General features: G+C 61.6%; 27 protein-coding genes, 4 tRNA genes and 1 pseudogene. 20 read left to right on the top strand and 12 right to left on the bottom strand.

Translation table 11 applies throughout. The annotated features are described in order from the left end of the window. The first annotated feature begins 2 nt into the window (after nt 1-2). The 12 genes and pseudogenes from KBP54_RS08720 to KBP54_RS08775 all read left to right on the top strand — a co-directional run bounded on the left by KBP54_RS08720 (nt 3) and on the right by KBP54_RS08775 (nt 7239). Entirely contained in the window at nt 3-1670 is a 1668-nt protein-coding gene (locus tag KBP54_RS08720; protein ID WP_070478442.1) for a phospho-sugar mutase, read from the top strand. A gap of 51 nt (nt 1671-1721) precedes the next feature. After that, nucleotides 1722-1795, top strand: a tRNA-Arg gene (locus KBP54_RS08725). An 86-nt stretch (nt 1796-1881) separates the two neighbouring features. Further along, nucleotides 1882-2007 (top strand): hypothetical protein, encoded by a 126-nt coding sequence (locus tag KBP54_RS08730; RefSeq protein ID WP_255365827.1) that lies wholly within the window; start codon nt 1882-1884, stop codon nt 2005-2007. Between the two features lie 243 nt (nt 2008-2250). Next, the gene (locus KBP54_RS08735; protein ID WP_070362005.1) at nt 2251-2823 is read left to right on the top strand and encodes a Panacea domain-containing protein; all 573 of its coding nucleotides are present in this window, start codon (nt 2251-2253) and stop codon (nt 2821-2823) included. A 9-nt stretch (nt 2824-2832) separates the two neighbouring features. Further along, a complete protein-coding gene (locus KBP54_RS08740; protein WP_218117848.1) occupies nt 2833-3339 on the top strand; it encodes a type II toxin-antitoxin system death-on-curing family toxin in 507 nt (168 codons plus the stop codon). Nucleotides 3340-3365: 26 nt separating this feature from the next. Beyond that, nucleotides 3366-3794 (top strand): hypothetical protein, encoded by a 429-nt coding sequence (locus tag KBP54_RS08745; RefSeq protein WP_256005409.1) that lies wholly within the window; start codon nt 3366-3368, stop codon nt 3792-3794. Continuing rightward, complete coding sequence (locus tag KBP54_RS08750; RefSeq protein WP_256005411.1) at nt 3787-4116, top strand: transcriptional regulator; 330 nt, start codon at nt 3787-3789, stop codon at nt 4114-4116. Before KBP54_RS08745 ends, KBP54_RS08750 begins: the two co-directional genes overlap by 8 nt. Nucleotides 4117-4121: 5 nt before the next feature. Beyond that, complete coding sequence (gene cmrA, locus KBP54_RS08755) at nt 4122-4928, top strand: mycolate reductase (RefSeq protein WP_070975247.1); 807 nt, start codon at nt 4122-4124, stop codon at nt 4926-4928. After that, complete coding sequence (gene orn / locus KBP54_RS08760) at nt 4929-5564, top strand: oligoribonuclease (protein ID WP_256005413.1); 636 nt, start codon at nt 4929-4931, stop codon at nt 5562-5564. It begins immediately after the preceding gene. Nucleotides 5565-5607: 43 nt separating this feature from the next. Continuing rightward, a tRNA-His gene (locus KBP54_RS08765) sits at nt 5608-5680 on the top strand. 739 nt (nt 5681-6419) lie between these two features. Then, nucleotides 6420-6704 (top strand): annotated as a pseudogene (locus KBP54_RS08770) (transposase); the annotation flags it as partial. Between the two features lie 103 nt (nt 6705-6807). After that, nucleotides 6808-7239, top strand: a complete 432-nt coding sequence (locus KBP54_RS08775) for a hypothetical protein (protein WP_083329376.1) — start codon at nt 6808-6810, stop codon at nt 7237-7239. Nucleotides 7240-7784: 545 nt separating this feature from the next. On the opposite strand, the gene KBP54_RS08780 is transcribed toward KBP54_RS08775, so the two are convergent. After that, the gene (locus KBP54_RS08780; RefSeq protein WP_256005415.1) at nt 7785-8957 is read right to left on the bottom strand and encodes a L,D-transpeptidase; all 1173 of its coding nucleotides are present in this window, start codon (nt 8955-8957) and stop codon (nt 7785-7787) included. 217 nt (nt 8958-9174) lie between these two features. On the opposite strand from KBP54_RS08780, the gene KBP54_RS08785 reads away from it, so the two are divergent. Beyond that, nucleotides 9175-9250, top strand: a tRNA-Lys gene (locus tag KBP54_RS08785). 132 nt (nt 9251-9382) lie between these two features. Continuing rightward, entirely contained in the window at nt 9383-9946 is a 564-nt protein-coding gene (locus tag KBP54_RS08790; RefSeq protein WP_070478456.1) for an isochorismatase family protein, read from the top strand. Between the two features lie 47 nt (nt 9947-9993). Here the strand turns inward: KBP54_RS08790 and KBP54_RS08795 are convergent, their stop codons facing one another. After that, nucleotides 9994-10269 (bottom strand): DUF3618 domain-containing protein, encoded by a 276-nt coding sequence (locus KBP54_RS08795; protein ID WP_070361996.1) that lies wholly within the window; start codon nt 10267-10269, stop codon nt 9994-9996. A 70-nt stretch (nt 10270-10339) separates the two neighbouring features. Here KBP54_RS08795 and bcp point away from each other — a divergent pair, with 70 nt between their 5' ends. Continuing rightward, nucleotides 10340-10831, top strand: a complete 492-nt coding sequence (bcp, locus tag KBP54_RS08800) for a thioredoxin-dependent thiol peroxidase (protein ID WP_070975250.1) — start codon at nt 10340-10342, stop codon at nt 10829-10831. Between the two features lie 18 nt (nt 10832-10849). Continuing rightward, a complete protein-coding gene (locus tag KBP54_RS08805) occupies nt 10850-11068 on the top strand; it encodes a hypothetical protein (RefSeq protein WP_070975251.1) in 219 nt (72 codons plus the stop codon). A gap of 98 nt (nt 11069-11166) precedes the next feature. Here the strand turns inward: KBP54_RS08805 and KBP54_RS08810 are convergent. Further along, nucleotides 11167-11247 (bottom strand) — tRNA-Leu (locus tag KBP54_RS08810). A gap of 519 nt (nt 11248-11766) precedes the next feature. On the opposite strand from KBP54_RS08810, the gene KBP54_RS08815 reads away from it, so the two are divergent. Both KBP54_RS08815 and KBP54_RS08820 read left to right on the top strand, forming a co-directional pair. Continuing rightward, nucleotides 11767-12240, top strand: coding sequence for a hypothetical protein (locus KBP54_RS08815; protein WP_071573755.1), 474 nt, complete (start codon nt 11767-11769; stop codon nt 12238-12240). Between the two features lie 13 nt (nt 12241-12253). Next, nucleotides 12254-12622, top strand: coding sequence for a DUF3817 domain-containing protein (locus KBP54_RS08820; protein WP_070361992.1), 369 nt, complete (start codon nt 12254-12256; stop codon nt 12620-12622). Between the two features lie 9 nt (nt 12623-12631). Here the strand turns inward: KBP54_RS08820 and rdgB are convergent, their stop codons facing one another. The 7 genes from rdgB to clpS all read right to left on the bottom strand — a co-directional run bounded on the left by rdgB (nt 12632) and on the right by clpS (nt 17354). Beyond that, complete coding sequence (rdgB, locus tag KBP54_RS08825) at nt 12632-13255, bottom strand: RdgB/HAM1 family non-canonical purine NTP pyrophosphatase (protein ID WP_256005418.1); 624 nt, start codon at nt 13253-13255, stop codon at nt 12632-12634. Beyond that, nucleotides 13252-13983, bottom strand: a complete 732-nt coding sequence (gene rph / locus KBP54_RS08830) for a ribonuclease PH (RefSeq protein ID WP_070478462.1) — start codon at nt 13981-13983, stop codon at nt 13252-13254. The genes rdgB and rph overlap by 4 nt, the downstream gene beginning before the upstream one ends. Before the next feature lie 23 nt (nt 13984-14006). Further along, on the bottom strand, nt 14007-14783 hold the full coding sequence (locus KBP54_RS08835) for an MBL fold metallo-hydrolase (protein ID WP_070361989.1): 777 nt from the start codon (nt 14781-14783) through the stop codon (nt 14007-14009). A 95-nt stretch (nt 14784-14878) separates the two neighbouring features. Then, nucleotides 14879-15685, bottom strand: coding sequence for a glutamate racemase (gene murI, locus KBP54_RS08840; RefSeq protein ID WP_252932033.1), 807 nt, complete (start codon nt 15683-15685; stop codon nt 14879-14881). A 6-nt stretch (nt 15686-15691) separates the two neighbouring features. Then, nucleotides 15692-16483, bottom strand: coding sequence for a rhomboid family intramembrane serine protease (locus KBP54_RS08845; RefSeq protein ID WP_418904454.1), 792 nt, complete (start codon nt 16481-16483; stop codon nt 15692-15694). Between the two features lie 4 nt (nt 16484-16487). Further along, nucleotides 16488-17030, bottom strand: a complete 543-nt coding sequence (locus KBP54_RS08850; RefSeq protein WP_071565626.1) for a DUF2017 domain-containing protein — start codon at nt 17028-17030, stop codon at nt 16488-16490. Nucleotides 17031-17054: 24 nt separating this feature from the next. Continuing rightward, nucleotides 17055-17354 carry an ATP-dependent Clp protease adapter ClpS gene (clpS, locus tag KBP54_RS08855; protein ID WP_071565662.1) on the bottom strand — a complete coding sequence of 100 codons (300 nt, stop codon included), beginning with the start codon at nt 17352-17354 and terminating at the stop codon, nt 17055-17057. A 118-nt stretch (nt 17355-17472) separates the two neighbouring features. Between clpS and KBP54_RS08860 the strand changes: the two genes are divergently transcribed. Together KBP54_RS08860 and KBP54_RS08865 are read left to right on the top strand one after the other, a co-directional pair. Then, complete coding sequence (locus KBP54_RS08860; RefSeq protein WP_252932031.1) at nt 17473-18810, top strand: nicotinate phosphoribosyltransferase; 1338 nt, start codon at nt 17473-17475, stop codon at nt 18808-18810. 15 nt (nt 18811-18825) lie between these two features. Beyond that, nucleotides 18826-20787, top strand: coding sequence for an ATP-dependent DNA helicase (locus tag KBP54_RS08865; protein WP_256005421.1), 1962 nt, complete (start codon nt 18826-18828; stop codon nt 20785-20787). Here KBP54_RS08865 and KBP54_RS08870 read toward each other — a convergent pair. Together KBP54_RS08870 and serB are read right to left on the bottom strand one after the other, a co-directional pair. Further along, on the bottom strand, nt 20750-21502 hold the full coding sequence (locus KBP54_RS08870; protein WP_256005423.1) for an aminoacyl-tRNA hydrolase: 753 nt from the start codon (nt 21500-21502) through the stop codon (nt 20750-20752). The genes KBP54_RS08865 and KBP54_RS08870 overlap by 38 nt on opposite strands. After that, nucleotides 21499-22764 (bottom strand): phosphoserine phosphatase SerB, encoded by a 1266-nt coding sequence (gene serB, locus KBP54_RS08875; RefSeq protein WP_256005424.1) that lies wholly within the window; start codon nt 22762-22764, stop codon nt 21499-21501. The genes KBP54_RS08870 and serB overlap by 4 nt, the downstream gene beginning before the upstream one ends. Nucleotides 22765-22769 lie beyond the last annotated feature (5 nt).

Here is a 22769-nt window from a genome sequence, read left to right on the forward strand (position 1 = left end):
CAATGGCTACTGATCTTCGTGCACAGGCCGAGGCGTGGATCGCGCAAGATCCCGACCCCGCCACCCGAGAGGCATTAACCGCCGTCCTCGACGACGAGGCTGAGCTCGCGAAGGCCTTCGCAGGCCCCCTGCAGTTCGGCACCGCCGGGCTGCGCGGCGAGATCGGCTTCGGCGAGTCCCGCATGAACCAGGCCGTGGTTATGCGCGCCACCGCCGGTCTCATGGATTGGCTCAAGCAGCAGGTAGACACCCCTCGTGTGGTCATCGGGTGCGACGCCCGCCACGGCTCCTCCAAGTTCGCGCAGGCCGCAGCTGAGGTCGTCGCCGGTGCTGGCGGCCACGCCATGCTGCTGCCGCTGGCCCAGCCGACCCCGCTGACCTCCTTCAGCGTGCGCGCACTCAACGCCGACGCCGGCATCATGGTCACCGCGTCCCACAACCCGAAGTGGGACAACGGCTACAAGGTCTACCTCGGCGGGCGCATCGTCGACGCAGACAACGCTGCCGGCTGCCAGATCATCTCACCTGCCGACGCCGAGATCGCCGCCTGCATCGCCGCCGCACCCGGCGCGACGGAGCTCCCCCTCGACACAAACATCGAGCAGGTGGACACCCGCGAGGGCTACGTCGCCGCCACCAGCGCGCTTAGCGACCTCGACGGCACCCCACCGATCACGATCGTGCTCACACCAATGCACGGCGTCGGTGGCGAACTCGCACGCACCACCCTGGAGGCTGCGGGCTTTGGGGACGTAGTGGGCGTCGAGAAGCAGTGGAAGCCTGATCCTGACTTCCCCACCGTTGCCTTCCCCAACCCGGAGGAGGACGGTGCCCTCGACCTCGCAGTCGAGAAGGCGAACGAGGTCAACGCGGACGTCATCATCGCCCTCGACCCCGACGCCGACCGCTGCGCAGTCGCCGTCCCGGCGCGCACCACCCCAAGCGCGGGCACCCCGCTGGGCAACGGCTGGGTGAAACTCTCCGGCGACGAGACCGGAGCACTGATCGGCGAGTACATGGCGTCGCGCGCGCAGGGCGGTTCGACGGCGTGCTCGATTGTTTCGGGCAGGCTGCTCGGCAAAATCGCGGCAGCGCACGGGCTCGAGCACGCAACGACGCTCACCGGGTTCAAGTGGATCGGACGCACCCCGCAGCTTGTGTTCGGCTACGAAGAGGCGATCGGCTACTGCGTCGACCCGGCGCACGCCCGCGACAAGGACGGCATGTCCGCTGCGGTGATTGTCGGCTCGATTGTAGCGCAGCTCAAGGCCCGCAACATGAGTGTGCTCGAGCAGTTCGACGCCCTGGCCAGCAAGTACGGCCTGTACCGTACCCAGCCGCTGACCTTCCGCGTCGAAGACCTCTCCCTCATCAGCGACGCCATGCAGCGCCTCCGCGCACACACCCCGACGGAGCTCGCTGGCTCTGAGGTTGTCGAGTACGTCGACCTCAACAACGGCTACGGCGCCACCCCAGGCACCAACGGCATCCTGATCCGCACCGCGGACAACGACCGCGTAGTCATCCGCCCGAGCGGCACCGAGCCGAAGCTGAAGTGCTACCTCGAGGTGGTCCTGCCAGTCGAAACGGGAGAGGCGCCTGACTGGGCCGCCGCCGATGCCCGCCTGGCCACCATCAGCGACGCCACCCGCGCGCTGTGCGGAATCTAACTGCGCTATACTATCGAAGGCTTGGGCGCCGATTTGTCGACGCCCAGCTCAGCCTCCATAGCTCAGTGGATTAGAGCAACCGGCTTCTACCCGGTGTGTCGCGGGTTCGAATCCTGCTGGGGGCGCTTTTCGTTTACCCCCGCTGCCTGGCGTTTTGCCTGGTGGTGGGGGTGTTTTTGTTGGTATGGTGGGTTTGAAGAAAGGACCCACAATGAGATTCACACTCCTTGGAGCCGGAACCGGCATCATCACCACCCTCGCAGGCGCCAACCCTCTTTTCGGTCTCGCCTTCCTTGCCGTCGGTTACGGCATCGACAAGAACAAAAAGAAGGCATAGCCGTGCAGCCCATCATTATCGATGAGTAGACCGGCCGCGCCTATGGCGCGTTCCGGAATGTGCCGAGCACTGTGGCGTCTCCCCTGTCACGTGGCGCGCCAGCCGCCCAGGCAGCCCCGTAAAGAACAGCCCTCAAGCAAAACAACTTCACTCGTAGCACACTCGTATGTGCTGGTAGGATAGCGGTCCATTAGGTTCGAGTACCGTTGGGTTCCTGAAGCCTCTCTAAAGTTGGTGATCACTATGTCCAATATTCTTGACGCCGGCCAGTATGTGACCGAACTCATCCCCGGCGTCGACAAGATGAAGCTTTATAAAATCTGCTTCTTTTCCCAAGGCTGGCACCTTGCCTGGACCGGAATGCCATTATTTGAAGAAGAGCTGCAAGCTTGGGCAAAAGGACCCGTCCCCTATGACCTCCGCCGCAGTACAGAAAACGTCGCGCGTGGATGGGAGGTCCCACACGTTCCTGGTGGGAATTCTTCGGCACTTTCGCCATTTGCCCGAGCAACGATTGAAAGCGTTGTGAATTTCTACGGTTCGCTGACATCCGCGGAGTTGTCAGACATGAGCCACGGTCGAGCTTGGCAGGAAGCACGCAGCAACGCGGTCGGGGGCACGCATTGTAGCAGCGCTTTGAGCATGACCACGATGCGCGAAGAGTTCACGGAGTTGCTCCAGTCAGGACATTCTGTCCCAGACTCGCCTTCCCTGCCAGACGTGGATCACCTTCCTAGCTTCGATCATCTGCTTGCCACTGCACATGAAGTCGAAGCGGAATGGCACAACACCCTTTCACTCCTCGCGGACCGGTAATCAACGCAATTGTCTGACCACAGTGAAGCTTCCAGAGAGCAGCTTTTAGCTCAAATGCTCGTGGAGTTGGCGTGCGCAGTGAATCAAGGCTGCGGGGATCGTGTAAACGCGAACGGAGAACCGGAGAGTTATCTTGGATTTACTGTGGACCGGGCTTCTTTGGAAAGTGCAGTTTACGCCCCGTTCCAGTTATTCAGTGGCCAGCCCCGGTACGCCTCGGTGTTTGATAGAGGAGCCGCGCTCACCGTCCATATAGCCAATAACCATCCGTTTGCCGATGGCAACAAGCGCACCGCACTTATCGTTGGGCTCACTTATCTGCGCTTGTTTTCGGTTCATGTCCGAGAGCCAGAGGGCAAGGGACCTGATTTAGCCGCAGGCGAAGAAGGCGCCCGACTGATGGAGTACATCGTTACACATGCCGCGGATTTGGATTCGGTCATCGCACACACCAGCCGCGCATTTCAACGCTGGGCCGATATTGATGGTCTAGCGCGGCGCTACCGACAAAAATAGCATCGCCCCCGATGTACCATGGCGCCATGTCCGTCTCTATTTCTTCCGTTCAGGCCCGCAAGTTGCTGGCCGCAGCGCATGAAACCGAGGAGCGCACCAGGGAGAAACCGGCCGTTCCTTGGGGGTGGATCTTGTGCGCGGCGGTCTGCTTCGGGGCGAGCCTACCGCTGATCTTTGTTCTCGACCAGTTTTGGCCGTTCCTCCTGTTTGTGCCATGTATCGGGTGCATCGTTGTCATCGAGCGACGCAGGTCAAACGGCGTGCGCTCAAGCATCCGACAGCCGGTCAAAGAGGACCCAAAAATGTCGTTTCTTCCCTTCGGCGTGTACTTCCTCTGCATATCGCTCTTGCAGGTCGCCCCGCTTCAGAACAAGGTGTTCTCGAGTCTGCTCGGCGCGTTCGCGACCGTCGTTTTCGTCGTTACGTACGCGAGGAGCTGGAGGAACAATGCCTGATATTTTGTTGCAACCCTCGTGCTTGAGCATCTGCGCCGCACTCTTTGCCGCCGAGGCCACCACCAGCGACGTCGGCGCCGCGGAGAACAAGGAGATGCACCCCAAGCGGCTGCGCACCCTCACCCAGCTAGATAGCGACGCCTACCTCACGGCCATCGACGCACTCAAAGAGGCCGGCTACGTGTCCCTGTTTACGGACCGCAAGGCGAACCCAGACAAAAACGTGGACTGGGTCACCCTGACCGCGACTGGAGCCCGCGCATACCAGGACTGTATCGAGGAGTTGCGCTCGATTGCGGAGTCGGGCAGTCGGGTACCCTGAGGTGCATGACGTTTCCCTCCCCAACTACTGATTCTTTCGCGCTAATTACTGGCGCTTCGCAGGGCATCGGTGAGGCGGTTGCCCGCCAACTTGCTGCTGCTGGCTATAACGTGCTGCTGGTGGCGCGTCGAGAAGCGGTGCTGATGCAGCTTGCCAAGGAGCTGGCACAAGCGCATGGCATCAACGCCGAAGTCTTCGCGGCCGACCTGTCCAAGGAGCGCGACGTGACCGCGCTGCTGGACTACATCGGGCAGAAGAAGATCACCATCTGCGTGAACTCCGCCGGTATCGCCTCCTTTGGTCCGTTTATGAAGCAGGACTGGAACTACGAGACGGACCAGTTCAACCTCAACGCGACGGCGGTGTTCCGCATCACGAAGGCGGTACTGGACCAAATGGTGCCGCGCGGCGAAGGTGCACTGTGCAACGTCGGCTCGGCAGCAGGCAACACGCCGATCCCGAACAACGCAACGTACGTGTTTACAAAGGCGGGCGTCAATACGTTTACGGAGGCCCTGCACTACGAGCTCAAGGACAGCGGCGTACACTGCACTCTGCTCGCGCCGGGCCCGGTGCGAGAGGCAGAAGTTCCTGAGGAGGAGCAGTCGATCGTGGACAAGGTCGTGCCTGACTTCCTCTGGACCACGTACGAGTCCTGCGCGAAGGACACCATCAGCGCGATGCGCAGCAACAAGCGCCGCGTGGTGCCGGGCCCGCTTTCCAAGGTGATGGATTTCGTATCGACGTACGCTCCGCGCGGCGCCCTCGCCCCGATCATGGGGCGGTTCTACGCAAAGATGGGAGAAGAATAGATGGATGTCCCTGCAAAAAACGACCGCATCGTGTGGGTCGACCTGGAGATGACGGGCCTGGATACGTCCCGCCACGTCATCGTTGAGGTCGCAGCGCTCGTCACCGATGCCCAGCTTGAGATTCTCGACGAAGGCCTGGACCTGGTCGTCCACGCCACCGAGGATGAGCTCGCCGAAATGGACGACTTCGTACTGAACATGCACACCGAGAACGGGCTTCTCGACGAGATCCGCTCCTCCTCAGTGTCCATCAAGGAGGCCGAGGACGCCGTCCTCGCGCTGATTGCAAAGCACTGCGACCCGGAGCACCCGGCGCCGCTTGCGGGCAACTCCATCGCCACCGACCGTTCCTTCATCCGGGAGCAGATGCCGCGTCTCGACGCCGCCCTGCACTACCGCATGATCGACGTCTCCACCATCAAGGAGCTGTCCCGTCGCTGGTTCCCGCGCGCCTACTACAACCAGCCCGAGAAGGGTCTGGCGCACCGCGCGCTCGCCGACATCGTGGAATCCATCCAGGAGCTCGACTACTACCGCCGTTCCGTATTCACGCCGGACCCAGGCCCAGATTCCGAGCAAGCTGCTGACGCCGCAGCCGCCGCACACGCTCACTACCAGCGGTTTTTGCAATCTTAGGCTTTCGTTGTAAAGTAGTTCCCGCTGTTGAAAAACAGCGATGGTGGCTGTAGTTCAGCTGGTAGAGCACCAGGTTGTGATCCTGGGTGTCGCGGGTTCGAGCCCCGTCAGCCACCCCGAGAGTGCCCCGTGGCCTGTATAAACAGGTTGCGGGGCACATTGCTTTCGACGGCAGGTACGTTAAGCCAAGAATTGTTCCCGGAGCTTTCGATGAGCGGGGAACGTTCTTCATGGACAGGCGTCGAGACCTGGGAAAACACATGTGCTAGTCGACCGAAATGGGCCTGAAACCCAAAAAAGTTCCCGGGCTCAGTGGTGATTTTCGCCTTACTACCCATGAAGATAGTTGGAAGGAAGTTGAGTGATATTCATGACTGGTTCAAGTTATCGATCAAGAGTATTTGGATATAATTTTAGTCGGATCGTACTTATCTTCGCAGTACTCTTATTGTGTGTCTACTTCTTGACCAGAAGAGATCAAACCGCCTTTATCACATGCGGTCTTTTAGTGTCTCTGGCAATTTTCTTTAATGTCGGGGTGTTGCTGAATGATGAAATCCTTCGGATTTCAGTTCTTGGCATTCCAGTTAGCAACGTTCGTTTGGAATCTCTGAAGGGGGCGGAGATCCTTCCCTCGGGCCCCATACTCGAATCCCAAACGTTTGGGGTTCACTTCCTGGATGGCACTATTTCATTCCATGCCGGTTCTGCAAATATCCTCCTACACCGCAATATCGGAAGACCCATTCGCTTGACGGTTAAAGACCCAGAGGAATTTTTACACCTCCTAGCGGAGAACTCCGCTATTCGACCCGCTTCTCACAGTTAAGCCCCCGGTGCCGACACAACTGGCAACCAAAAGCATACCTCGAAGAGCTACTCACTCAAGCATCACCCGATCTGTCGCGTCAGATGCTCGGTGATTTCATCAACCAAATTCTATCTTCCCAAGACGATACTGTCGGCAGCGCTGACTACGGCACCACCAGCGACAACCGCGTCAACCACCGCAACGGCTACCGCCACCGACTACTGGATACACGGGTCAGCACCGTCGATGTGGCTATCCCGAAACTACGCCACGGTTCCTTCTTGTCTGACTGGCTGTTAGAACGACGAACCTGTAGCGAACGTACCATGTAGATAAGCCTCTGGGCACTAAAGTACTCAGAGGTACTATGCAGTTGGTATGGACTGCGGAAGCTGCATTGACTGTCAGTAGCGCGAATACGAGGAGTAAAACATGGTAGACAATTGGAACATAACGTCTTTTGCCTATTACATGAATTCGCTTTTAAAGCGGTATTTTGCTCAAGAAAACCTCATTTCTTCCGGAGCTGTCGAGCTACGGGCAGCTTGGAGAACGGCTCAGTACGTCTACTGCGTATTCTCAGTAATGTCCACGAAAGGACTTGCGTATGTTGGCATGGAAATGCCCCCAATACCGAGTACTGGGGGAGTCTCATCGGAAGAAGATACTGCTGTCAAGGCCTGGGCAGATCAGCTTGCCGGTGATCCATTCGCCGGGGATTTAGACTACGGTTGCGGAGATAAAATAAAATGGCTCGGAACCGTTAACGACAACACGCCTCAACGCTTTATAGAATTGAGGAGAGCGAAGGCAGACAAAAAGATGGGCACAGAGCTTTATATTCCACGAACCGGCCACGGTTAATCATTTACCCCCTGCCTCACCGCGCCTGTTTTAATCTATGTTTTTCTCAATATTGAACCACTGGGGAACCACGTCGCTGCCATCATTGGACTCACGTAGCGGGAACATTGTCTTCACCCCACGTGGCTCTAGTCCGCCAGGGACCCACACTGTAGTTTCTATTACTGCTCGAAGTTCGAACGATCTGCCAGGTCCAATCTTCTTTCCGTCATTTGTACGGAGAGCCTCATAGATAGGAGTTTCATAGATACGGTCGGTACCTTCCATCCTCGCTTCGCAGAGCCCTTTAAAGTACTTGTTTATCGTATATAGGTTCCAAATTCCGTGCTTATGCCTGATCTTGTCATAGCCCCAAGGGCCCCATTTTCCCCTTTTAGCATCCGGGGTGTACCAACCGCGTCGTAGTACCACAGGGGTCCCGCACCTGTCCCGAGTAGACAGCACCACATCATCAGTATAGTCATTACCTCCAGCGATTCCGCTACCTTGTAGGGTAGGTGCATCTTGTTCGAGTCCTGCTCGGGAACTTTTTCTAACAGACCGACTTAAGCGTTCGGGTCCTTTGAACCGCCGGAGCGCTGCTCCCAGTCCAGGTTCCAGTAGCCCAGGCCGTCGTAGCCGTTGAGCGTGCCGCCATTCGTATTCTTGATGATGACCGGATCGCCCCGCTTTACGGTCTGCTGGAACCACTGCGCGTCCGAGTACGTCGCGTTGACACAGCCGTGCGACTGGTTCGTAGAGCCCATCGCCCACACCGCCCACGGCGCGGAGTGCACGTAGATGCCCGAGTAGGACAGCTGGGTGGCGTAGTCCACGGGGGTGACGTAGCCGCCCTGCCCCAGCCCAAGCCCGAACGTACGGGAGTCCATCACGAGCGAGGTGTGCTCATCGCCAACGACGTAGGTGCCGTTCGGGGTGTCGTACTGGAAGTCGGTACCCAGCGATACCGGGAACGAACGGATCTGCTCGCCATTTTGGTAGACGCGCAGCACCTTTTCGTTGTTGTCGATGACTGTCTTCACCTCGTCCCCAATTTCGAAGGTGGTCTCGTTGTCCTGCGCGCCGTAGACGCCGCCGCCGAGGTCCTTGCCGTAGAGGTCGGCCGTCACCTTCACCGTGGTGCCTGGCTCCCAGAACTCCTTCGGGCGCCAGCGCAGCTCGTATGGGTCCAGCCAGAAGAAGCCGCCCTCGGTGTCGTTCGAGGTCTCGACGTCGATGAGCTCCTCAAGTGCCTTCGTATCCTGGATGGGGACGTCGAAACGGAACGTGATCGCCTGCGCGACACCAACAGTCGATCCCTCAAGCGGGCCCATGTACACGTTCGTAGTTGCCGCTGGGACGACCGTGGAAAAGCTCACGGTCTTCTTCTGGCCAGCCTTATCCTTCGCCACGATGGTGTAGTAGCGGCCGTACCCAAGCGGTTCGGTGACCTCCCACTCGGTGCGGTCATCATTGAAGGACGATTCGATAACCTTGCCTGCCTCGTTGGTCATCTCGACTTCTTCGAGCCCGGCTTCGGACTTCACCGTAATCGGGTCGAGGGGTTCGACGTCTGTCGCCTCGTCCTTCACCGAAAACGCCGGGGGCTCTGGTTTGACGGTCGTCTGACCAGTGGTTTCCGCCACCTGGTTGATGCCTTTGCCCGCCTCCGACGAGCACCCAACTACACCCGCCGCCAACACGGCGACAAGGCCAACACCAATGAGAGACCGCCGCATGCTTGTCACGTTTCTCGCTTCCTCACAACACCCGAAGTTTTAGCAACCAACAACACTATCGCCCCAGCACAACGAAACGCTACTTTACAACGACCCGAAACGATAACCGTTACATAACGATCGAAAATAACCACCTTGACCAGGCGATTTTACACCCTGCAAACCTTAGTGTTACTGTATTCAACGTTGCCAACGAGGACAGCCTCCAAGACAACAAGCGCCATTAGCTCAATTGGCAGAGCAACTGACTCTTAATCAGTGGGTTCGGGGTTCGATTCCCTGATGGCGCACCACCTTAACCCCCCTGACCAGCGGGAACAGTACCGCAGGCCAGGGGATTTTTCGTATCTTAACCCAAATCCCCCATAAATTCCCCCATACTTTGAAACGCCCCGAGCAGGCGCGCCACCGGCTAGGCTATCGGCATGACTGTCGCTTGCATCCTTGTTGATATCCAAAATGACTTCTGCCCCGGCGGCTCCCTCGGCACCGCGAAGGGTGATCTCGTCGCCGAAGGCGTGCGCACACTGCTCGAAGAACACAGAGACGACTACGACTTCGTGCTCGCCACGCAGGACTGGCACATCGACCCGGGCACCCACTTCTCGCAGGACCCGGATTTTGTGGATACGTGGCCAGTCCACTGCGTTGCTGACACCGATGGCGCACAGCTCCGCGCACCGCTGGCGTCGATAAGTATTGACAAGTACTTCCGGAAGGGGCACTACACCGCTGCTTATTCCGGGTTTGAGGGCGTCACTGACGGCGATGTGCTGCTCGGCGACTGGCTGCGCGAGAACGGCGTCACCGCCGTCGATGTGTGCGGCATCGCGACGGACCACTGCGTGCGCGCCACGGTGCTTGACGCTCGCAAGGAGGGTTTCGACGTCCGCGTCCTCGCCGACCTGTGCTCCCCCGTCGATGAAGAGCGTGGGCAAGCCGCGCTGCGTGAGATGGAAGCGGCAGGTGCGACGATCGTCGTGAAATAACAGAAAACCCCGCTCCTCCAGCGTGGAGGGCGGGGTTTGATTGTGAACTAGCGCTGAGAGAGCAGCTCCTGCAGCTTCTTCAGCTCGCTCTTGCGCTTGCGGCTATTAAACACCTTGATGCCGACAAGTGCTGCCACGCCAACGCCGATGCCGATCAGGACCTTCTGGACGGTCTCATCCTGCAGCCAGTTGGCAGCTTCGCTCTTCGCGCTGTCTGCAAGGTTGGATGGCTGAGCGCGGTCTGCGAGCTCATCGAGGGTGCTAGCGAGCTTCGAGCGGGTCTCTGCAAGGCTGCGCTCAATGTCATGAATATCTCGTGCCACGATCTACATACTCCTAGATGTGTTAACTATTTACAGAACTTCCAACCAATCTAGTGTAAAACGGGGAATTATGACTGACAACATTCGACTCGAACAAGGCGACACCGCCCCCGCATTCACCCTGACCAGCGACAAAGGCGAAACCGTTTCGCTTGCAGACTTCGCCGGCAAGCGCGTTATTGTCTACTTCTACCCACGCGCCAACACCCCGGGCTGCACCAAGGAAGCTTGCGACTTCACCGAGCACCTCGAAGTGTTTAACGACGCCAACATCGCTGTCGTCGGCATCAGCCCCGACAAGCCGGAGAAGTTGGCGAAGTTCCGCGAAGACCACGACCTGAAGATCACCCTGCTTTCCGATCCGTCCAAGGAAACCATGACCGCCTACGGCGCATTCGGTGAGAAGAACAACTACGGCCGTATCGTGCAGGGCGTCATCCGCTCCACCATTCTCGTTGGCGCCGACGGCAAGGTTGAGCAGGCGCAGTACAATGTTCGCGCAACCGGCCACGTCGAACGCATCCTGCGTGACTGGGACCTGAATGCAACCACCGGCGCATAAGATGATATCTTTGGCGCCGTGGATAAGAATACGACGCCAAACCAAGACCCCTACCTCAAAGACGAGTACAACCCCGACCGCCCTGCCGAGCCCAAGAAGCAGCGCGCAATAATCGCGACCATCGCGATCGCGGCCTTGGTCGCTCTCGGCGGCTGGCTCATCTACGGGCCGGAGCAGGACGAAGCACCCACCCAGTCGACAGACGGCTCTGTCCAGTTCCCGATCGACGCGCCGTAGTTTTGCGGCTTCCGCTACTCAGCTTTTGGCTTTTGCGGCGCGCACAAAAGAACCTCCGACACTGCGTCATTTGCAATCCCGGAGGCTCTTTCCTCTTGTGCGCCCGGTGAGACTTGAACTCACACGTCAAAGACACTGGAACCTAAATCCAGCGCGTCTGCCAATTCCGCCACGGGCGCATAAAGCGCCTTTCATCCTACACACTGCACAAGTGGGCACAAACTAGCAGGAAGGACCGGGGTTGCTGCTACCAGGTTGGGGGAGGTGTCCGCCGCGCGGACACGCGATCCACTCCACCGGTCAGCGGCAAGACATCAAATGTTTCCGCCGCGCGGATACACAACCCCATTTCATCTTCCGCCCCGCGGACTCTTCTACCTCACTGTCACTGTCCGCCGCGCGGACTCTCGATCCCCTGCATCTGTCCGCGGCGACACGCTTACCAGCACCAACCTTCCAGCATCGCATCAGGGGTGTCCGCCGCGCGGACACACAACCCCCTTTTCATCTTCCACCCCGCGGACACAGGATCCACTCCCCCGTTGTCCGCCGCGCGGACACGCGATCTGCTCCACCTGTCAGCGGCAAGACGCCAAATGTGTCCGCCGCGCGGACACACGCAACCACAGAACAAGTATCGGGGCCGCAAAACTTGTCGGAGGGGGCGTCGATAAGTGTTGTTGCTAGACTGAAGCACTGTGAGCGAGCAAAACAGTTTCCCAGGTGAAGAGGGCGCGCCGAAGCGTCGGCACGTTCGGGTTCGCGCATGGCACGTCGTGTTGCTCATCGCCGCGGTGATTACGTGCTGTCTGCTGGCGTACTGGCAGTGGACTCGCTACCAGTCCGGGACGGGGACGTTCCAGAACCTGGGGTATGCGTTGCAGTGGCCGTTCTTCGGTGCGTTTTTCGTCTACGCCTACAAGGCGGGGTTAAAGATGGAGAACGAAAAGATTGATGCGCTGAACGCATCGGGGTCGATGGATGAGCTCTACGAGGCGGACCTTGCACGCTACGGTGCGGACGGCAGCCGTGATCCGGTGGAGATTGATGAGGATTTCCTGCCGGAGCGCCCTACTCTCGATGTGGAAGAATACAACTCGATGCTCGCACCACGCCGTCGTGGTTCGACGGAACCAAACAGCGAGCCGAAGAGCGAACCGAACAGAAAGTGAGAGGCCTGAAAGCATGACCCAGCCGCAGCCAAACGCAGCAGCACCCAAGATTCACCCGGAGCGTCAGCGCCGAGTAAAGCAAGCGCTCACGGCGTTCTCTGTCGCAGCGTGGACAACGGGCATCCTGCTGCTGCTCCTATGCGCGCGCATGATCATGCAGTACCTCCTACATATGGACGTGTCCATGCTGGAGTGGGTGGCGCGCGTGCACGGGCTGGCGTACATCCTGTTCCTGGTCACATCGCTGAACCTGGGACTGAAGGCCCGTTGGGCTGCGCAGACGTGGGCGGTGACCGCGATTTCTGGCGTCGTCCCCTTCTTGTCTTTCTGGGTGGAGGCGAAGCGCCGCAAGGAGGTCACTCGCACGTTCCAGCTGCGCTAGCCGCCCACGCTAGCTGCGCAGCGCCGCGATGTGCGGTACCAGCGCCCGCAACGCCGTCCCGCGGTGAGAGCGGGCGTTTTTCTCTTCCGGTGTGAGCTGCGCTGATGAGCGGCCGGGGGTGTCGGCTGGTTGGAAGATGGGGTCGTAGCCGAAGCCGTGCTCGCCCTTCGGCGCTTCGAGCAGGCTGCCCTCCCAGCGGCCTTCGGCGGTGAACTCCTCGCCTTGCGGGGTCACGAGCGCACAGCAGGACACGAACGCCGCGTCACGCTGAGCGATGTCCGCCATCTGTGCGAGCAACAAGTTGTTGTTCGCGGTGTCGGTGTCTACGGCGCCGTGCGGCCCGGTATGCCCGGACCAGCGGGCGGAGAGCACGCCGGGCATCCCGTTGAGCGCGGCGACAGCCAGGCCGGAATCGTCCGCCACACATGGCAGCCCGGTGGCTGCTACCCCGGCGCGCGCCTTGATCAGCGCGTTCTCCTCAAACGTCAGCCCGTCTTCTTTCGGCTCCGGGTACGGCTCCACCTCACCGAGGGCGACGAGTTCCACGCCGTCGATGCCGCAGTCGTCGAGTACCTGCTGAAGTTCTTTGAGCTTCTTTGCGTTATTGGACGCAACCAGCACCCTTACCGTCATGCCAGCGCGGCTTTCTGCGCCTGGATGAGCTCGTTCAAGCCCTTTTGTGCCACGTCGAGCATCTGGTTGAGCTCCTCGCGGCCGAACAGGCCGTGCTCGCCGGTGCCCTGGATTTCGACGAAGTTGTCGCCCTCCTGCATCACTACGTTGAGGTCAACTTCAGCGCGGGAGTCTTCTTCGTACGGCAGGTCGAGGCAAACGCGGCCGTCGATAATCCCTACGGAGACTGCGGCGACTGGCGCGAGCAGCGGCTCACCCGGTACGACGCCGCGTTCCTTGAGGACGGAGATGGCGTCCGCAAGCGCGACGTACGCGCCGGTGATGGAGGCGGTGCGGGTGCCGCCGTCGGCTTGGAGGACGTCGCAGTCGAGCTGGATTGTGTTCTCCCCCAGCTGGCGCAGGTCCACCGCAGCGCGCAGCGAACGCCCGACCAGGCGGGAGATCTCGTGGGTGCGGCCCTTCACCTTGCCGCGCATCGATTCGCGTGGCATGCGCTCGTGGGTTGCGGCCGGGAGCATGGAGTATTCGGCGGTCAGCCAGCCTTCGCCGGAATCCTTCTTGAAGCGCGGCACGCCTTCCTCGATGGAGGCGGTGCACATGACGCGGGTGTTGCCGAACTCTACAAGGACGCTACCTGCCGGGTTCGAGGTAAACGAGCGGGTGATACGCACCGGTCGCATTTCGTCGAGAGCGCGCCCGTCTGCGCGCAGAAAATCAGAAGTTGTCATGCACTCCAGGGTAACGCACTGCGCTACAGCTCGAAGCAGGCGCCGGGCTCGCCGAGCACCGTCGGCCCGCCGAACTCGCGCGCAGCGGCCTCAAGGGTGGCCTGCTGGTCCGCCCACGGCTGGATGTGCACAACCACGAGCTTTTTGACGCCCGCTTCGCGCGCAATCCGCCCCGCCTCTTCACCAGAAAGGTGCATGCCGGGCGCCATCCCCTCGGATGTCGGACCCCAGGCGGCCTCGCAGAGGAAGAGATCCGCGTCGCGGGCCGCCTCGACTAGGTTAGGCGTGACCCCGCTATCGCCCGAGTAGACCAGCGTCGCGCCGGTCTTCTTGCACGTAACCCGCAGCGCGTGCGATTCCTGCGCCGGGTGATCCACCGGGAACGGGGTGACCTGCACGCCATCTATCTCAACCGGGGTGCGAGGGCTCCACGTGTGTACGTCAAAGGTGTCACTGATGTCGTCGACCTCGTCGGCAGTGTTCGCAGCCATTCGGCCAAAGTGTGTCGCGGCGTGGCCTGGGCCGTACAGCTTATGCGCGCACTCCGCGGGCTTCTCCGGGTGGTAGCGCCGCCATACCAGCAGCGAGGGCACGTCAGAGCAGTGATCCGCGTGCAGGTGCGAAAAAATCAGGTGCGCGTTGGAAGGATCCATTTCCTCGCGCGTCTGCATCGCAGCCAATGCGCCTGGCCCAAAGTCCATCAGTATGTCCGGATTGCCCGGAGTACTGATCACATAGGACGAGCCGGGATTACCGGGGGCGCCTAAACTCCCTGAACACCCGAGAATGGTCAACTTCATGGAATTACTGTGCCATGAAAACTACGTAATTTCTAACGTTTCCACTAAAAACGCTCAGTTTTGTAGCCATGTCAGTAAAATCTGGCAGCTGTGGCCTAGCTCATGGGGTGGTTTACGGCGTGCACCATCGGCCCAAGGAAGCGCGTCGCGAGGGAGTCAAACACTGCCGGGTCGCCGGTGGATTCAAAGGTTCGCGTTGGTTCCACCTCGGGATCCGCCAGCAAGTCGCGCTCAGTGAGGATGCGGAGCACGTCCTTCGCAGTCTCCTCCGCTGAGGACACGAGCGTGACGTCGTCCCCCACGGCCAGCTGCACGATGCCAGAGAGAAGCGGATAGTGGGTGCAGCCCAGCACCAGCGTATCGACGCCCGCTTCGCGCTGCGGCGCCAAGTACTCCTTGGCAATGCTGAGGATCTCCGGGCCCGACGTCACGCCACGTTCCACGAACTCGACAAACCGCGGGCAGGCAGTGGCCGTCACCTCCAAACTTGAGTTGAGCGCGAACAGGTCCTGGTAGGCCCTGGAGGTGATGGTGCCCTGGGTGCCGATCACACCAATCTTGTTATTTCGCGTGGTCGCGATTGCGCGCCGCACTGCCGGCTGGATGACCTCGACGACGGGGATGTCGTAGCGCTCGCGGGCGTCGTGCAAGAACGCTGAGGTGGCCGTGTTGCAGGCGATGACCAGCATCTTGCAGCCGCGGGCAACGAGTTCGTCTGCGATACGCATCGCATGTTTGCGCACCTGCGCAATCGGCTGTGGACCATACGGGCTGTTCGCGGTGTCACCGATGTAGACCATCGACTCGTTGGGCAGCTGGTCGATGACGGCGCGGGCTACCGTCAGGCCGCCCACGCCAGAGTCGAAAAGACCGATAGGAGCATTGTTCTCGAGCGTTTTCACGTCACATCATCCTAGCCCATAGGGCTGATTCGGATTCTTGCGCTGTTTCTTCTGCGCTTTCTTCATCGCGAGCTCCGGCGGGTCGTCCGAGGTGATAATCATGCCCGCCGCCATGCCGCCAATCGCTCCAAAGAGGTGCGCCTGCCAGCTAACGCCCTCGACGAGCGGCAGCACGCCCCACATCAGACCCGAGTACGTAAACCCGAGGATGACACCAAGCAACACCTGGCGCGCCGACCTATTAAAGAAGCCGCGCACCAGCAGGTACGCCAGCCACCCGTAGACCAGGCCCGAGGCGCCAATGTGGTTCGTGCCGATACCGCCAAACAACCAGGTTCCGATGCCGCCAATCAGCACCACAAAGGCCGTGACCTCCCAGAACACCCGCTTACCGGAGTACCCCACCAAGAACGCGAAGAGCGCCCCCAATCCGGTGTTGCCGATCAGGTGGTCCAGGTCAGCGTGCAGCAGCGGCGAAGTGAGAATGTGCCAAATACTTGTCAGATCCAGCGGGTGCACGCCAAAGTCGTTGAGCGCCCCGCCGAACACTGCCATGTTCAGGATGTGCACGGCCCAGATAATCGCGATGTAGCCGAGGGCGAACAGCAGCCCGGTTCTGCGCTGCTGCTTGAACTTGCTCTTGCGCTGCGCGGCGGGGTCCATCGCAGGGTCGACGCCAAACGCGGCAAGCTGCTGGTCCGGGTGCGAGAACGGGCGGTCGAAGGGCTTGCCGTAACCCGGCTGCCCAGTCTGGCCGTAGCCCCAGCCTGGCCTTGGTGCGTGTGGAGGTTGCGTCATATGCTTACTCGCCCATCATCGCCTGCAGCAGCGACTCCTGGCAGAACGCCAACCACTCGATGAGCTGCGCGCGCTGCTGCTCGGCGGCTTCGCCGCCACGGTCGTCGGCCGAGACGTAGAGGCGCATATCGTTGAGCGCCGCAAGGAACTGGTGTGCTTCCTCTTCCTCGATGGTCACCTCAACGCCGCCTGTCGGACCCAACGCCTCGTTGACCACCTGCAGGTTCGTCAGCTTTGCCTTAATAATGTCGTTTTCGTGCAAGCTGCGAAGCAAACCGTTGTCGCCTTCGAACTCCTCGTCCTGCTCCCGTTCAAAGTCAGGCAGCAGGCGCAGGAGCTTCGGGTCCGTCGGCGCCTCCGAATGCCCCACTGAGAGTCCCATCATCTCCGAGAACTCGTCGCGCGGCGCGGACTGCGCTCGGGCGATCAGCGCCTCGGACACCGTCGCCGTCAAGTCCCCGATGATCTCGCGCTCGAGGGGGTCAAACAGCGTCGTAAATTTGATGCCTGAGCGCAACAGGCCCTTCTTCTTCCGCCAAGCTTGCATTCGCTACTTTCTCCTTGCCCTGGCCTAGCCGGCCTGCTGCATTGTTGCCCAGAGGCCAGCGGTGTGCAGCTTCTTCACGTCGCCTTCGACCTTGTCTTTTTCACCAGAGGACACCACCGCTTTCCCCTCGGTGTGCACCTGCATCATGAGCTCCTGGGCGCGCTTGCGGTCGTAGCCCAAGACGGTTTGGAAAACGTAGGTGACATAGCTCATCAGGTTGACGGGGTCGTCCCACACTATGCACATCCACGGCAGGTTTTCGCTCGTCGCAACCTCGACGTCGATGGCTTCGTCGAGCTCAGGAGACGCCATTGGCGAACTCATCGCTACAATTCCTGTCTTTTTCATGTGCACCACCTTACCTGCTTCAGAAACACGACGTCCGCAAGCATTGTGTGCTAATGCACCCAGCAGTCCCGTCTACGCACTACACTCATCGAACATGACTGAAAACCAGGCCCACCCCAACTACTCGACGGCATTCCTGACGGACATGTACGAGCTGACCATGCTCGACGCCGCCATTCAAGACGGCACCGCACACAGGCAGTGCGCCTTCGAGGTCTTTACCCGCCGCCTGCCGAATGACCGCCGCTACGGCGTCGTCGCAGGCACCGCCCGAGTTGTCGATGCCATCCAGAACTTCCGTTTCACCGACGCGCAAATCGAGGCGCTCGACTTCCTCTCTGACGAGGCCAAGGAATATCTGCGGGACTACTCGTTCTCCGGCCAGGTCGATGGCTACCGCGAGGGCGACATTTACTTCCCATACTCCCCCATCATGACGGTGCGCGGCACCTTCGCCGAGTGCGTGATCCTGGAGACAGTCATCCTGTCGATCCTCAACGGCGACTCCGCGGTGGCCTCCGCCGCGTCCCGTATGGTCACGGCCGCTGATGGCCGCCCGATCATAGAGATGGGCTCGCGACGCACCAACGAGCAGGCAGCGGTCTCTGCTGCGCGTGCCTCCTACATCGCGGGGTTCGTCGGCACCTCCAACATGGAAGCCTCCTACCGATACGGCATCCCGGCCTCCGGCACCGCCGCCCACGCGTGGACGCTGCTGCACGTCGACGAGGAAGGTCGCCCCGACGAAGTCTCCGCGTTTAAGGCACAGGTCGAAAGTCTGGGCAAGGACACCACCTTGCTCGTCGATACGTACGACATCACCAAAGGCATCGAGCACGCACTCGAGGTCGCGGGCACTGAGCTCGGCGCGATCCGCATCGACTCCGGCGACCTGGGCATCGTGTCGCGTCGCGTGCGCGCCCAACTCGACGAGGCCGGCGCGTTCAACACCAAGATCATCGTCTCCTCCGACCTCGACGAATTCGCCATCGCGGGCCTGCGCGGCGACCCTGTCGACGGCTTCGGCGTCGGCACCTCGGTGGTCACCGGCTCCGGCGCACCGACGGCCACGCTGGTGTACAAGCTTGTAGAGGTCGACGGCCACCCCGTGGCCAAGCGTTCCTCCGGGAAGCGCACCTACGGCGGCGCCAAACTGGCCAAGCGCGCCTACCGCGCCTCCGGTGTCGCGGTGGCGGAGCTCATCTACCCGCTGCGCGCGGAAATCGATACGAAGCCAGCCCTTGAGTACCGTGACCTGGTGGTACCGCTGATTCGGGACGGAGAGGTCGTCGACAAGCATGACGAGCTCGAGGCTGCCCGCGAGCTGCACAATACCGCTCGCACCACCCTGCCGTGGGAGGGCCTGGCGCTGGCGAAGGGCGATGCGGCGATCCCGACGCGCTTCGTCGGCTTCCCTGAGCCCACCGAGTAGGTAGACTTTCCCGATGTGAGTGACCAGCCTTTCGCCCAAACGACCGAAGACCTGCTCGCGGCCGCCGTCGCCGCCCTCGGTGGCGCAGAGCGCCCCGGGCAGGTCGCGATGGCGAAGGCCGTCACCAAAGCGATCGATGCCGGACGCCATCTCGCCGTGCAGGCTGGCACTGGCACCGGCAAGTCGCTCGCCTACCTCATCCCCGCGATTCGGCACGCGCAGCAGTCGGACAGCACCGTCGTCGTATCGACGGCCACCATCGCGCTGCAACGCCAGCTCGTCGAGCGCGACCTGCCCCGGCTCGCCGACGCCCTCGAGCCGCTTTTGGAGCGCCGCCCGACGTTCGCCATCCAGAAGGGCCGCAACAACTACGTTTGCCTGCACAAAATCGGGCTAGACGAGGAGACGCCGGAGGCGCTCATCGAGGAAGACGACATTTCCTGGCTGGGCAAACACGTCAAGCGCGTCGCCGAGTGGGCACAGGACACCGAGACCGGCGACCGCGACGACCTCGAACCCGGCGTACCCGATTTGGCGTGGCGCCAGGTGTCCGTTACTTCCAACGAGTGCCTGGGAGCGAGCCGCTGCCCGCACGGCGACGAATGCTTCGCCGAGCTCGCACGCGAGAAAACCCGCTCCGTCGACGTGGTGGTAACTAACCATGCGCTGCTAGCTATCGACGCCCTCGCAGACGTTGACGTACTGCCGGAGCACGACGTCGTCATCATCGACGAGGCCCACGAGCTCGACGGGCGCATCACCTCCGTAGCAACCAACGAGCTCTCCGCCCGCGCGCTGACGCTCGCTGCCCGGCGTGCGGGCAAGCTCGGTGCGGATAAGGCGATCCTCGAAGACGTCGCCGACGACTTCAGCGCGGCGCTCGCTCTGGAGGAGCCCGGCCGCTGGGAACGCATCTCCGATCCCGCGCGCGGCGCCTTCACCGGTGTCCGCGATGCACTGTGGCGCACGCGCAACGCCATCGCGGACGCCCCCGAGGGCGAGGCCGCGAACGACCCGGAAACCGCCGCCGAGCGCGGCAACCTCAAGAACCACCTCGAGGACTTGCACGACGCCACCGTCCGCATCCTCGAAGTTTTCGACGAGGACGACCCAGCCAAGCACTACGACGTGGTGTGGCTGACACGCTCCGACAAGTACGACGACTCCGTGGCCGTCGCGCCACTCTCCGTCGCCGCCCTGCTGCGGGAGAAGCTCTTCGGCGAACACACCGTGGTGCTCACCTCCGCCACGTTGACGGTCGGCGGGAACTTCAACGCCATGGCGGCCTCCTGGGGTCTTCCGGACAAGACATGGGACAGCCTCGACGCCGGCACCCCCTTCGACCCGGCGAAGTCCGGCATCCTCTACACCGCCAAGCACCTGCCTGCACCTGGACGCGACGGCCTGTCGGACGCGACGCTCGACGAGATCGCCGAGCTCATCACCGCCGCTGGCGGCCGGACGCTCGGTTTGTTCTCTTCGCGCCGCGCCGCCCAGCAGGCCGCGGAAGCGATGCGCACACGCCTCCCCTTCGACATCATGTTGCAGGGCGAAGACTCCACCGGCGCGCTCGTGGACAAGTTCGCCCGCAACGAGAACAGCTGCCTGTTCGGCACGCTGACCCTCTGGCAGGGTGTCGACGTCCCCGGCCGCTCGCTGTCCCTCGTCATCATCGACCGCATCCCGTTCCCCCGCCCCGACGATCCGCTGTTGCAGGCACGTGCCAACGCCGCGGATGCTGCCGGGCGCTCCGGGTTCATGGAGGTCTCCGCGACCCACGCCGCCCTCCTCATGGCGCAGGGAGCGGGCCGCCTGCTGCGCTCGGTCAGTGACCGCGGCGTCGTCGCTGTGCTCGATAACCGCTTAGTCACGAAGCGCTACGGCTCATTCCTACGCCGCAGCCTCCCAGCCTTCTGGGAGACCACCAACCCCGATACCGTCAGAGGCGCGCTGCAACGCTTAGTGGCGGCTCGCTAAACGCCAGCGCCGTCACCGAGCCTGGCGCGACCTCCGTGAACCCTGCGTCGGCGACCACCACGCCGTCGTGTTCGCGCGCGTACGCCAAGCACTCCGCAAACACGCCGCTGTCCGCCTCGCGGACACTCAGCGGGAAGCCGTCCTCGGCCCACTCCTGCACCCACTCGAGCGGGCGCTGCGCAGCAAGCAGCATTGAGGCATGCCCCACCTGTGCGGCCGCCTTCCCCGCAGACATCTCGAGCCCAGCATCCACCACAATCACAGGTGTCGACGCCCCCACCTGCCCCTCCACCGGCTCCATCGGCAGGTCCGTCCCCTTGATCTGCAGCTTCGATACCTCGTGCGGCACGTCGCACACCGCGGATGGCACAAACGCCCGCACCGACCCGACCGTCACTCCGGGCACCTCCTGCACGTCCAACCAAGCCTTGTTTCGCGCACGGCGAGTCACCTTGCGGATGCGGTGGTCGTACCAGCGCTGCAGGTGCTCCCGCCACGGCCCGGGCTCGCCCGCTTGTTCCGCGAGGCAGACGGCGACGGTGGCGCGGGCGGCGTCGACTAGCACCGCGTTGCGTGGTGGCGGGTCCTGCTTCGGCAGGTTGATCACCAGCTGCATCGCCTGCACCGTCTCGGGGTCGCGCGGGTCCTCGGTGCGCTGCCGGTAGTCAGCGCTGGTGCGCTCGTGCAGGAGCTGCCAAGCTAACTGTCTGCTCATGCTTCGCGGTTTGTCAGAGCGACGCGACCATCGATGCCCTGGCGTTCATTCGAGTCGTCGATCTCGTCACGCGGGATGCCGATCATGTAGAGCACCTCGTCCAGGAACGGGTGGTTCACCGACGCGTCCGCGATCTCCTTCAACGCCGGCTTCGCATTAAACGCAATGCCCAGACCAGCGACAGAGAGCATATCGATGTCGTTCGCGCCATCGCCCACCGCGATCGTCTGGTCCATGCGCAGGCCGCTGTCCTCAGCAAACTCGCGCAGGAACTCCGCCTTCGCCTGGCGGTCCACCACCTTGCCGATCACCCGACCGGTCAGCTTGCCATCCTCAATTTCGAGGGTGTTCGCGCGCACGTAGTCGAGCTCCAGCTCCTCCGCCAGGCCCTCCAGCACCTGAATGAACCCACCGGACACCACTGCGGTGCGGTACCCCATCGAGTTCAATGTGCGGATCGTGGTCCTCGCTCCAGGCGTGAGCACAATGTCCTTCGCCACCTGCTCAATCACCGACGCGTCGAGCCCCGCCAGTGCCTTCACTCGCTCGCGCAGCGACTCCTCAAAGTCCAATTCGCCGCGCATCGCGCGCTCAGTCACAGCAGCGACCTCAGCCTCACGTCCCGCGTGCGCAGCCAGCATCTCGATGACCTCGCCAGTGATCAAGGTCGAGTCACAGTCGAAGCACACCAGGCGCTTCATCCTGCGGTGCAAGCCCGCGTGTTCCATCGCGAGATCAATCCCCAGCTCTGCTGAGATCTCCGCGAGCTTCTTGCGGATCTCCTGCCCGTCACCCGGCGAGTAATTCGGGATCGTAATGCACAGCTCCAAACCTGTCACCGGGTACTGCGCGATCCCGCGAATCGTGTCAATGTTTGCGCCTACCGACGCCAACTCCGTCCCCAGCCGTGACACCGCCTCAGCCGTAACCGGGTTGCCAAGGACCACCACCACGTGCGTGGAACGCGGGCGCTGGTCCGCGCGGGCGGAGACATCCGTTTCGATGGTGACGCGCTGACCATAGTCCCACAGGGCGACGCGCAGCTCACGCTCGATATCCACCAAGTCGTTTGGGTCCATGCCCACGAACGCTGCCAGCATCAGGCGCCCTCGGAAGTCCGTCTGCTCCACGTCGAGCAACTGGACATTGTGGCGCGACAGGGTTGTGAAAAACGAACCCGAAACGCCCGGGCGGTCTGGGCCCGACGCGGTGATAACCGCAGGCTTGAGACCTGCTTGCAGCTCTACCTCAAACGCCGTCATTGGTG

The organism is Corynebacterium pseudogenitalium, from assembly GCF_024453815.1.
Lineage (GTDB): Bacteria > Actinomycetota > Actinomycetes > Mycobacteriales > Mycobacteriaceae > Corynebacterium > Corynebacterium pseudogenitalium.